We start from the raw sequence: 10,337 nt of genomic DNA, 5'->3' as shown, positions 1-10,337 counted from the left end.
AACTTAACTATTATTGTACTGTTGCGTCTTAATTGAAGGTAACCAAGTCGTTATAGCTGAATATTTCTCAATTGCGTTTGACTCTATCAAATGTTGCAGCTGCTTAATGAGTTGTTCCTCTTGATGTAAGACTTCTTGCTGGGTTTTACCTTTAACTAAATAGTATTGATTTTCCCAATTCCTTCCGACATTCTTATCGGAATCAGACAAAGGGGCGTCAGATGCTAACACCACAGAGTTATTCAAACGGCACATGGGTCGGTCCAACGGACAAAGCGACGCAAATCATCGGGCCAGTAACAGGCAAGGTTATCGCCAAGGCGGGCGGCGCGACTCTCGATTTTGCGGCAATGCATTCCCATGCCAAAACCCGTGGTGGCCCCGCATTGCGCGAGATGACATTTCATCAGCGTGCCAAAATCCTCAAGGCGCTGGCGGGTTATCTCGATAGCCGCAAGGAAGAGCTTTACGCGCTGAATGCCCTTACTGGTGCGACGCGCAAAGACGGCTGGGTTGATATCGATGGCGGCATCGGAACAATGGGTTTGTTTGCCTCTAAAGGGCGTCGCGAAATGCCGGATGGGCCCGTCTATGTTGATGGTGGCGGTGAAGCATTGTCGCGCGGCGGCAGCTTTGTCGGACAGCATATTGCGGTGCCGCTTCAGGGTGTTGCCGTACATATCAACGCATTCAATTTCCCCGTTTGGGGTATGCTGGAAAAGCTCGCGCCGACGCTGCTTGCGGGAATGCCGGCCATTGTCAAACCTGCGACCCAGACCTGCTACCTGACCGAGGCGTGCTTTCGCATGATTGTCGAGTCCGGGCTGGTCCCACCCGGAGCGGTTCAGCTTGTTGTGGGTGGTGTGGGTGATATGCTGGAACGTCTCGGCGCGCAGGATGTTGTCAGTTTTACAGGATCCGCACAAACAGCGTTGAAGCTGCGCGCCACCCCTGCGCTGATGCATAATTCTGTTCGGTTTCATGCCGAACAGGATAGTCTGAATGCCACGGTTCTTGGGCCGGACGTCATCGCGGGATCGGCTGCCTTTGACGCGTTTATCCGTGAAGCTGCGAATGAAATCACCACCAAAGCAGGTCAAAAATGTACGGCGATTCGCCGGATCATCGTGCCGCAAAACGCTATGACAGAGGTTGCGGATGCATTGGTGGACCGCCTGAAAGGGGTGACTATCGGGGATCCGGCGGCAGATGGCGTGACGATGGGCGCGCTGGCATCAGCTGCTCAAAAGTCGGATGTGCTGGCCACCATCGCAAAACTGTCTGACGAGGCAAAGTGCCTGACGGGCGATCCGGAAGACGTCGATACAGTTGGTGCCGGTCAAAACGGCGCATTTCTTGCGCCGACTCTTCTATGCTGCGATGCGCCTGATGACGCGCAGAATGTTCACCAACTCGAAGCGTTCGGGCCCGTTTCCACGATCATGCCGTACCGTGATCTTGAGCACGCGTCAGCGCTTGCCAACCGCGGTGGTGGGTCTCTGGTCGCGTCATTGGTGACCGATGATCCGCAGGTTGCGCGCAGCTTTACACTGGCGAGTGCGGCCTGGCATGGGCGTCTCTACATAAATGGCACCAAAAGCATGGCGGAGGCGACAGGACACGGTGCGCCGCTTCCGCATATGGTGCATGGCGGGCCCGGCCGGGCCGGTGGTGGCGAAGAACTTGGCGGGGTCAGAGGGGTTCTGCACTACATGCAACGCACTGCGATACAGGGCAGCCCTGATGTGATCGCCGCAATCACGGGTCAGTGGCAGCCGGGCGCCGCTGAAGTTGTTGGGCCTGATCATCCATTCCAGCGCTGTTTCAACGAAATCAGTATTGGTGAGACCCTTCATACCGCGTCGCGCGAAGTGACGCTGGATGACATCGCCCATTTCGCCCATTTCACGGGTGACACATTTTACGCCCATATGGACGAAGACGCCGCAAAGGCAAACCCATTTTTCCCCGGTCGTGTTGCGCATGGGTACCTGCTTTTGAGTTTTGCAGCAGGCCTGTTTGTTCAACCCGATCCGGGGCCGGTTCTGGCGAATACCGGTTTGAACGGTCTTAGTTTTCAAAAGCCAGTGAGCCCGGGCGACAGCATTCGGGTACGCCTGACCTGCAAACGAAAAACCCGGCGAACGGCGGACTACGGGGAAGTGGCCTGGAATGTTACACTGACCAATCAGAATGATGAACAGGTTGCCGAATACGAGCTTTTGACGATGGTGGCATTTGAGCGTACATAGAGGTGTATGAGCACACCTAATCCACTGATTCAGCCGTTGATCGACCATCTGCATTCAGATGGTCGATTGCGCGTTTGGTCGGTTGTCATCACCATTTTTGGCGACGCAATACAACCACATGGCGGCACTGTTGCCATGTCGGACCTACAGACCATTCTTGGCGCGATGAATGTTGAAAGCGGCGCGTTGCGCACGGCCATGTCGCGTCTTGCAAAAGAAGGTTGGGTAACTAGAGAAAAGCAGGGTCGGCACAGTTTTTACAAATTATCCAAAGCCGGATTGAAAAGCTTTATTCCTGCCACGCAGAAAATCTATCGACCAACCTACGCACCCGATCCAAAGTCCATTTTAATTGCGGTTGGCCCTGACGTTATTGGCCATGCACGAGAAACTCAAAATGCGTTGCTGGGCGCGTTTGGCGGGCTGCAGTTGCGCAATGGCGTTGGCTTGTTCGCCGACCCTTCGGACAAAGTGCGTCAGCAAATCGTCGATGCTGAGTTGCTGACCATTAGCGGCGACATTGAACGACTTCCGGATTGGGTGATCGATCGGTTTGATCTGCAAAATCTTGCAGACGATTATGACGCATTGATTGCCCGGTTTTCGGACATGGCGGCAAAGACTGAGGCCTTAAACAAACTATCGCCGCTTGAGGCGCTTTGCGCCCGCACGCTGCTCATTCATGATTGGCGGCGTCTCATTCTCAAACAGCCCGCCCTGCCGACGCATTTATTGCCCAAAGATTGGCCGGGCGGAGCATGTCATAAATTGGTGCGCGAGCTTTATTTGGCACTTCTGGCACAGTCTGAGAATTGGTGGGACTCCGAGCCGAAAAAAGCGGCACAAACTGAACTATCGCACCGCTTTCAACACCAATATGTCGATTAGTCTTCGATATAGGCAAATACGCCGGTTGAGGTGGTCGCGACCTTCTCGCTGCCCTCAGCAAAAATGTCGACGCGTGTTGTGGCTAACCGCTTGCCGTTCGAAAGCACTGTGACTTTGTAAATCACGTTACCTTCTGGCAAGGGCCGCATGAAGTTGGTCGACATATCAACGGTCACACAGTTGCGAAAACGCCCGTTCAAATAGCTGAGCGCCAAAAAACTAACCGTGTCAGAGCCTGCCATGAGCGCTTGGCCCGAGACCAAACCGCCATTGGGGCCCCGGTGGCGCAGGACTTTTTCCGTCGCGGGCATGATGAATTGGGTTTCTGATTCGCCTAGCTCCAGCACCTTAATGCCAAGTTCTTGTACCCACGGCGCGCAAATTTCCTCAATCAAACCCTCAAGTTCGGCCCCATTCAAGCGTTTTTCCATCCCCAAAACTCCGATATGTTACAAAATTTACTTGATATGTGAATTTTCGTCACTTATTATTACCAGCAAGAGAGGGGAATGCCAATATGTATTCACAAGGATTGATCGGCGCGGATGGCGCCACTGAGGAAACTGAAGAGTTTCTGGCAGCCTTTCAGGCGCGCATTGATCGGGAAGAAAAAATCGAACCGAACGATCCGATGCCTGAAGGATATCGCAAAACTTTGGTGCGCCAAATCGGCCAACACGCCCATTCAGAAATTGTGGGCATGCTGCCTGAAGGAAACTGGATCACCCGGGCCCCATCATTGCGTCGTAAAGCAGCGTTGCTTGCGAAAGTGCAAGACGAAGGCGGGCATGGCTTGTACCTTTATTCTGCAGCTGAAACGCTTGGCGTAACCCGGGAGCAAATGACTGAAGAACTGCTGTCTGGCAAAGCTAAATACTCGTCAATCTTCAACTACCCAACCCCAACTTGGGCGGACATGGGCACCATTGGCTGGCTTGTTGATGGTGCGGCCATTATGAACCAAATTCCATTGTGTCGCTGTTCATACGGACCATATGCCCGCGCAATGATCCGCGTATGTAAGGAAGAGAGCTTTCACCAGCGCCAAGGCTATGAGCTTTTGATTTCTTTGTGCAACGGCACAAAAGAGCAAAAAGAAATGGCGCAAGACTCAATCAATCGTTGGTGGTGGCCGTCTTTGATGATGTTTGGCCCGCACGATGCTGAATCAAGCCATTCTGAGCAGTCGATGAAATGGAAGATCAAGCGGTTCTCCAACGACGAACTTCGTCAGAAATTCATTGATGCGACGATTCCACAGGCTGAATATTTGGGCCTTACCGTGCCTGATCCGGACCTTAAGTGGAACCCAGAGAAGAATAATGGCAAAGGCGGTTACGACCACGGCGAGATAAATTGGGACGAATTTTGGCAGGTTGTTAAAGGCCACGGGCAAATGAACCGCGACCGCATCAAAGCCCGCAAAAAAGCATGGAACGATGGCGAATGGGTGCGCGATGCCGCGCTTGCTCACGCTGAAAAACGTGCCGCGCGCAAAACCCAACAAGCCGCAGAATAGGGAGATATTTCATGTCAAAAGAAACACCACTTTGGGAAGTTTTCGTTCGCCCCCGCAACGGCTTATCCCACAAGCACTGCGGCTCATTGCACGCCGCTGACGAAGTAATGGCACTGCAAGCCGCCCGCGATACATATACGCGCCGCGGCGAAGGTCTATCTATTTGGGTTGTGCCTTCAAAATCGATCTTTGCATCGGATCCGGATCAAACCGCTGAGAACTTTGATCCAAGTGTCGACAAAGTCTATCGCCATCCAACATTTTACGACATCCCTGATGAAGTGGGGCACATGTAATGTCTCAAGCTTTATTTAACGCCCTTCTAGAACTTGGGGACGACCACCTAATCCTTGGGCACCGGGTTTCTGAGTGGTGCGGCCATGCGCCGTTGCTCGAAGAAGACTTAGCCATGCCAAACATGGCGCTCGACAATATTGGTGCTTCACGCAACATCTACACCTATGCAGGTGAAGTTGAAGGCAAGGGCCGAGATGAAGATCAGCTCGCCTATTTGCGCCTTGACCGTGAGTACAAGAACTGTCTTTTGGTTGAGCGTCCAAATGAAGACTTTGCGCACACCATGCTCAAGCAGCTCTATTTTGCCGCCTTCATGGAGCCCTATTGGCAAGCCGCCCTGTCCTCGACTGACGAAACCATTCGTGGCATCGCAGGTAAGGCCGTTAAAGAGATGGCTTACCACATTCGGCATGCGGGTGAATGGGTGATCCGGCTTGGTGACGGCACTGATGAAAGCGCAAAACGCATGCAGGCTGCCGTTGAAGAGATGACCCCATATGTGGAAGAGCTTTTCACCATGTCAGCCGATGCAAAAGCATGTGCTGAAAAAGGCATATTGCCTGACCGTGAAGCACTGCGGGCACAATGGAGCCAAACCATTTCCAACATCTTTGACCAAGCTTTGCTTGATTTGCCGGAGGTGAAGTTTCCACAATTGGGTGGCCGCACCGGACATCACGGAGAAGAAATGGGCTTTTTGTTGGCACAGTTGCAATATGTGCAACGCGCCTATCCGGGCATGAGCTGGTAACAATGGATCAGCTTCACCCAAGCGAAAAACCACGCGACGCCATAGCACAGAAGGCTTGGGACGCAGCATCTGTTGTGCCCGACCCTGAGGTGCCATGTGTCAATGTGGCTGAACTTGGGATATTGCGCGACGTTGAAATGATCGAGGGGAAAGCGGTGGCCTATGTCACCCCAACCTACACCGGTTGCCCGGCGGTTTTGGCGATTGAGTTGGCAATTGAAGTTGCGTTACGCGAAGCGGGATTTGAGCCAAGAATTGAGCGGGTGATTTCTCCTGCTTGGACCACTGATTGGATCAGCGATGTAGGCCGCGAAAAACTGCGCGTCTATGGCATTGCGCCGCCGGTCAATGGATCGAATTCAAAACTCGCACTATTTGGCGAAACCATTGTTGCTTGTCCGCAATGCGGCAGCGAAAACACGCAAAAACTATCCGAATTTGGGTCAACAGCTTGCAAAGCACAATATCGTTGCAAGGACTGTCTTGAACCCTTTGATTATTTCAAATGTATCTGAGGTCGAAAAAAACATGGCACCCAAATTCCACGACTTGACCATAAGCAAAATCGAAGAGCTAACAGATGACGCGAAAGCCATCAGCTTTCAAATCCCTGCCGAATTGAAAAATGACTATGCGTTCACCCCTGGACAGTATTTGACACTACGCGCTGATGTTAATGGAAACGACGTGCGTCGCTCTTATTCAATTTCTTCGCCACTTGGCGGAAGCGAGTTGACGGTGGGCATTCGCCGCGTCGACGACGGCGTATTTTCCAGCTTCGCAACCAGCGATTTGGAAGTTGGGCAGACGCTTCAGGTGATGACACCTGAAGGTCGGTTCACCGCAGGTGTTGGACAGAACAAAGAAGCGTTACTGATCGCTGCGGGTTCTGGCATCACCCCCATGATGTCAATTGCCCAGTCGTTACTTGAAGGCGACGATGAAGCCAATGTCACTTTGGTTTACGGTAATCGCGAAACCAAATCGATCATGTTTCGCGAAAAACTTGAATTCCTAAAAGACCGTTTTCTAGAACGGCTAACGATCATCCATATCCTAAGCCGCGAAGACCAAGACATCCCGATTTTGAACGGCCGAATTGACGGCGACAAGGTCAAAGCCTTGATCAACACCGGCGCAATCGATCCTGCTTCAGCTGACGGTATTTTCATCTGCGGACCGGGCGAAATGATTGAAGTCGTGCGCGCGACTTGCGAAGAAATGGGTGTCGAAAAGTCAAAAATCCACTTTGAGTTGTTTACCCCAGCAGACGGGCAAGAACCGCGCAAAGCGCCAACCAAAGAAATGTTGGAAGCAGCGGAGCAAGGCGTTTCAGTTGAAATCATTTTGGACGGCTCAAAGCGTAGCTTCAAACTGACCGACGCAAATGAAACCGTTCTCGAAGCGGCAAACAAGCATGGGCTTGAGCTGCCCTTCTCTTGCAAAGGTGGCATGTGCTGCACCTGCCGCTGCAAAGTGGCAAAAGGCAGCGCCGAAATGGCGGTGAATTATTCGCTTGAGCCTTGGGAAATTGAAGCCGGGTTTACGCTGGCGTGCCAAGCTCGACCAACGAGTGATAACCTGACTTTGGATTTTGACGAGCTGTAGGCGGGTTACAACTGGCCCTAAAACGCTTGGTGGATTCTTCCTGTTTTGTTGTTCCACCCCACCCCGGCCCTCCCCATTGAGGGAAGTGGGAAGAATAGGCACTAATCCCAGATAACTCAGTCAAAGTCTTTTGGTCTCCCTCCCCTCGATGGGGAGGGACTAAGGGTGGGGTGCTCGAGTAAAAGCATAAGCCTTAGGCGTTCAACGCCTTCTTATATTTCTCCAGTGCACCTTCTTTCACCAAACCATATCCTTTGACCATATCAACAAGCTGCGCTTGTTCGATTGCCACTGAATGATTTTCAGCATTCAGGTTATCGGCCAGCATGGTCACAAGATGAATATACTCATCGCGCAACTGGCGTTCGTCGCGACGGTCTTTGCCCCAGCCAAACACATCAAGTTTTGATCCGCGTAATGGGCGCATGGCGTTGAGCATTTTCAATGTCGGCATGGCAATCGCGCCAGGGATGGCAAACTTCTTCGGGCGGCCATTTGGCTCTTTGATCCAATTGAGCATTGGCGGCGCCATATGGAAAGTAAGTTTGCTGCCCTGCTTAAACCGCCGCTGCGCATTGCTTAGGTGAGCAGTTTCAAGATGCAGCCGTGCAACCTCATATTCGTCCTTATAGGCCATCACTCGAGAAAGCTGGTGCGCCACCACTTCGCTGAAGCCCGTTTTGCCGATGGCATGTTCAGCCGCTGTTACCTTCGCCATAATGTCTTTATATTGAGCTGCATAACCTCCGTTTTGATAATCACTCAAGAACGCTGAACGTTCAGCAATCAAATCTTCCAGCGTTTGTTCGAGTTCAGCGTCAATGTCTTGCACAAATAGCTCAGGCTGATCAGCGATAAGGCGCCCCAGTTCGAAGGCTTCAAGGTTTGCGGCAATCGCTTTGCCATTTAATTCCGCTGCACGGCGAATTGCATCGCCATCTAGTGGAATATGGCCCTTTTGCCATGCCATGCCGGTGAGCATCATATTGGAGAAGACGCTATCACCGAACAATTGTACCGAGAGGTCGGTCACATCAAATGCATCCACTTGTGCTGCATATTCTTTGAGCTTTTTCAGCCGAATTTCTTCTTGGAAGTCCGCAAGACCGCGCAACACAAAATCTGCTGTTGGCAGGATTTTCGTGTTGGCGATAACGTGGGTTTTTTCTGTTGTGAGCGTTGCCATGGGTTCAGCCATATTGGCCACGACCAAATCGCAAGCGATCAATGCATCAGCAGAACCTTTGTCGATCCGCACAGGGGTTTCCAATCCCGGTTTTTCCAGGATTTTGAGGTGCGAGATCACCGCACCGCCCTTTTGGGCGAACCCCATAAAGTCAAGGACGGAAGCGCCTTTGCCTTGCAGGTGAGCTGCCATGGCTAAAACGGCGCCCACAGTGACAACGCCAGTGCCACCAATACCGGTGATCAAAATCTCACCCGTTTTGGCGTGTTTTGGCTCTGGCAAAGAGGCAACATTGGTCAACAAATGGGCGCGCCGGTTTATGTCGCCGGTTGCTTTTTCTTCTTCGCCTTCAATGGTGACAAAGCTTGGGCAAAACCCTTCAACACATGAAAAATCTTTGTTGCATGAGGATTGATCAATCGTGCGTTTAACGCCCCATTTGGTTTTCACCGGGCTCACAGAAATACAGTTGGATTGCACCGAGCAATCGCCGCAGCCTTCACAGACGCTTGGATTGATGAACACCCGCTTCTTAGGGTCCTCGATCAATCCGCGTTTACGCTTGCGGCGTTTTTCGGTGGCGCAGCCCTGATCAAAAATCAACGCAGTAACGCCTTTTAGGCCTTTGAGCTCTTCTTGAACCGCATCAAGGTTTTTGCGGTGGTCAATGCTCATACCTTCGCCGCGCATCAAATCCCAACGGAAGCGTTCGGGTTTATCACTAACCAATGCGATGCGTTTAATGCCTTCAGCGCGCAATTGCGCAATAATGGCTTCTACGCTGAGTTCACCATCCACATCTTGTCCACCGGTCATGGCAACGGCGTGGTTGTAGAGAATTTTATAGGTGACATTTGATTGGGCAGCGATTGATTGGCGAATGGCCAAAAGCCCGGAATGGAAATAGGTGCCGTCGCCAAGGTTTTGGAAGATATGCTCGCGTCCCGTATAGGACGACATGCCGATCCAATTGACCCCCTCGCCGCCCATTTGCACGATGCCGTTGGTCTCCCGACCCATCCAAGACGCCATGAAATGGCACCCAATGCCAGGCAGCGCTTTGCTGCCTTCGGGCAAATTGGTTGAGCGGTTGTGTGGGCAACCTGAATAGAAATAGGGTGTGCGCCGTGCCACCTCTAAATCGGACAGGTTTGGCGCAGGGAGCGCGTTAGGAGGTGTGCCCTCAAGGTTCAAAAAGTCATGAACCACCTGCGCCAAAATGGAAGGACGAAGCTCGCCCGCTTCGGGCAACAATGGCGCGCCAGCCAAGTCGCGCTTTCCAATGATGGTGAAGCGATTGCCCTGTTGTTTGTTGTAGAAAAGATCCTTGAGTTGAGTTTCAACAACGGAGCGTTTTTCTTCAACCACCAAGAGCTTTTCAGCGTCTTGCAGGAATGTCTCGAACCCTGTTGGCTCGATGGGCCAAACAAGCCCAACTTTATAAATACCAACCCCTAAACGTTTTGCGGCGGCTTCTGATACGCCAAGTTTTTTGAACGTTTCGATGAGGTCAGCATAGGCTTTGCCTACTGCAACGATTGCCGTTTTTGGCTTCTTCGCGCCAAACGCCACTTTGTCGATGGGATTTGCTTTGGCAAAGGCGCGCATCGCATCCAAGCGCACCAACAGCTTTTGCTCCAAAATGGGCCCAAAGCTTGTGGCCGGGTCATGGTTGAGATCAAACGGTGGCACATAATCCTTAGGTGCTTTGAAGGCACGCGGCTGCGGCACTTCAATCGCTGCACTTGATTCAAGAACCTCAGAAATTGTTTTAAATCCAATCCAAGCGCCGGTGAAACGAGAGGCAGCAAAACCGTAAAGCCCAAACGGGATGTA

The 10,337-nt window shown here is 52.1% G+C and carries 9 protein-coding genes; 7 read left to right on the top strand and 2 right to left on the bottom strand.

Annotation, left to right across the window (positions count from 1 at the left end; translation table 11 throughout):
• Nucleotides 1-221: 221 nt before the first annotated feature.
• Nucleotides 222-2,252, top strand: coding sequence for a phenylacetic acid degradation bifunctional protein PaaZ (gene paaZ, locus Q0231_RS10270; RefSeq protein WP_299347599.1), 2,031 nt, complete (start codon nt 222-224; stop codon nt 2,250-2,252).
• Nucleotides 2,253-2,258: 6 nt separating this feature from the next.
• The gene (locus Q0231_RS10265; RefSeq protein ID WP_269392950.1) at nt 2,259-3,140 is read left to right on the top strand and encodes a PaaX family transcriptional regulator C-terminal domain-containing protein; all 882 of its coding nucleotides are present in this window, start codon (nt 2,259-2,261) and stop codon (nt 3,138-3,140) included.
• Here Q0231_RS10265 and Q0231_RS10260 read toward each other — a convergent pair.
• Entirely contained in the window at nt 3,137-3,571 is a 435-nt protein-coding gene (locus Q0231_RS10260; RefSeq protein ID WP_299347597.1) for a PaaI family thioesterase, read from the bottom strand. The genes Q0231_RS10265 and Q0231_RS10260 overlap by 4 nt on opposite strands.
• Nucleotides 3,572-3,657: 86 nt before the next feature.
• Between Q0231_RS10260 and paaA the strand changes: the two genes are divergently transcribed.
• From paaA to Q0231_RS10235, 5 genes are read left to right on the top strand one after another with little or no spacing between them, the layout of a single operon-like run.
• Nucleotides 3,658-4,659, top strand: coding sequence for a 1,2-phenylacetyl-CoA epoxidase subunit PaaA (gene paaA, locus Q0231_RS10255; RefSeq protein ID WP_269392952.1), 1,002 nt, complete (start codon nt 3,658-3,660; stop codon nt 4,657-4,659).
• Nucleotides 4,660-4,670: 11 nt separating this feature from the next.
• Nucleotides 4,671-4,955, top strand: coding sequence for a 1,2-phenylacetyl-CoA epoxidase subunit PaaB (paaB, locus tag Q0231_RS10250; protein ID WP_269392953.1), 285 nt, complete (start codon nt 4,671-4,673; stop codon nt 4,953-4,955).
• Entirely contained in the window at nt 4,955-5,707 is a 753-nt protein-coding gene (gene paaC / locus Q0231_RS10245) for a 1,2-phenylacetyl-CoA epoxidase subunit PaaC (protein WP_269392954.1), read from the top strand. Before paaB ends, paaC begins: the two co-directional genes overlap by 1 nt.
• 2 nt (nt 5,708-5,709) lie before the next feature.
• Entirely contained in the window at nt 5,710-6,222 is a 513-nt protein-coding gene (gene paaD, locus Q0231_RS10240; RefSeq protein ID WP_269392955.1) for a 1,2-phenylacetyl-CoA epoxidase subunit PaaD, read from the top strand.
• A gap of 13 nt (nt 6,223-6,235) precedes the next feature.
• Complete coding sequence (locus tag Q0231_RS10235; protein WP_269392956.1) at nt 6,236-7,315, top strand: 2Fe-2S iron-sulfur cluster-binding protein; 1,080 nt, start codon at nt 6,236-6,238, stop codon at nt 7,313-7,315.
• 193 nt (nt 7,316-7,508) lie between these two features.
• On the opposite strand, the gene Q0231_RS10230 is transcribed toward Q0231_RS10235, so the two are convergent.
• The coding region (locus Q0231_RS10230) for an indolepyruvate ferredoxin oxidoreductase family protein (RefSeq protein WP_299347593.1) at nt 7,509-10,337 on the bottom strand (2,829 nt) is incomplete at its 5' end.

It is taken from the genome of uncultured Maritalea sp., assembly GCF_937139385.1.
Classification (GTDB): domain Bacteria; phylum Pseudomonadota; class Alphaproteobacteria; order Rhizobiales; family Devosiaceae; genus Maritalea; species Maritalea porphyrae_A.
The sequence above is the reverse complement of the archived record's forward strand: the minus strand, read 5'-3'. Positions and strand labels throughout refer to the sequence as shown.

Bases quoted from the DNA above. Each gene is read 5' to 3' on its own strand.
- paaZ (WP_299347599.1), top strand. From the start codon at position 222: ATGCTAACACCACAGAGTTATTCAAACGGCACATGGGTCGGTCCAACG.
- Q0231_RS10265 (WP_269392950.1), top strand. From the start codon at position 2,259: ATGAGCACACCTAATCCACTGATTCAGCCGTTGATCGACCATCTGCAT.
- Q0231_RS10260 (WP_299347597.1), bottom strand. From the start codon at position 3,571: ATGGAAAAACGCTTGAATGGGGCCGAACTTGAGGGTTTGATTGAGGAA.
- paaA (WP_269392952.1), top strand. From the start codon at position 3,658: ATGTATTCACAAGGATTGATCGGCGCGGATGGCGCCACTGAGGAAACT.
- paaB (WP_269392953.1), top strand. From the start codon at position 4,671: ATGTCAAAAGAAACACCACTTTGGGAAGTTTTCGTTCGCCCCCGCAAC.
- paaC (WP_269392954.1), top strand. From the start codon at position 4,955: ATGTCTCAAGCTTTATTTAACGCCCTTCTAGAACTTGGGGACGACCAC.
- paaD (WP_269392955.1), top strand. From the start codon at position 5,710: ATGGATCAGCTTCACCCAAGCGAAAAACCACGCGACGCCATAGCACAG.
- Q0231_RS10235 (WP_269392956.1), top strand. From the start codon at position 6,236: ATGGCACCCAAATTCCACGACTTGACCATAAGCAAAATCGAAGAGCTA.